This is a genomic window from Vibrio sp. S234-5, from assembly GCF_000960595.1.
In the GTDB taxonomy this organism is placed as follows: Bacteria; Pseudomonadota; Gammaproteobacteria; order Enterobacterales; family Vibrionaceae; genus Vibrio.
Genome location: NZ_JZAM01000175.1, coordinates 1 through 412, shown reverse-complemented (window position 1 = coordinate 412; position 412 = coordinate 1). Strand labels below are relative to the sequence as shown.

Annotated in this window: 1 protein-coding gene; it reads left to right on the top strand. The window is 54.9% G+C overall.

Annotation, left to right across the window (positions count from 1 at the left end):
* A partial coding sequence (locus UF06_RS08065; RefSeq protein WP_045569988.1) for a PTS transporter subunit EIIC occupies positions 1-412 on the top strand: 412 nt, incomplete at both ends.

Here is a 412-nt window from a genome sequence, read left to right as displayed (position 1 = left end):
ATCGTCGTGGGTGCGATTCTCGCGTTTGCATGGCCACCTGTCGGACAACTTCTTGATGCATTCTCTCATTGGGCAGCGTACCAAAACCCTGTACTCGCGTGGGCGGTTTACGGCGCGGGCGAACGTTCACTACTCCCGGTTGGTTTGCACCACATCTGGAATGCGCCGTTCTTCTTTGAAGTCGGCAGCTATGTAGACCCAGAAACCGGCAAAGAGTTTACCGGTGAGCTCACTCGCTTCTTCGCGGGCGATAAAACCGCAGGTTATCTGTCTGGTGGCTTTATGTACTCCATGTGGGCACTACCAGCAGCGGCACTGGCGATTTACCACTGCGCGTCTCCTGAGCGTAAGAAAATCGTCGGCGGTTTGATGATGTCTGCGGCGTTGACCTCTTGGTTAACCGGTATCACAG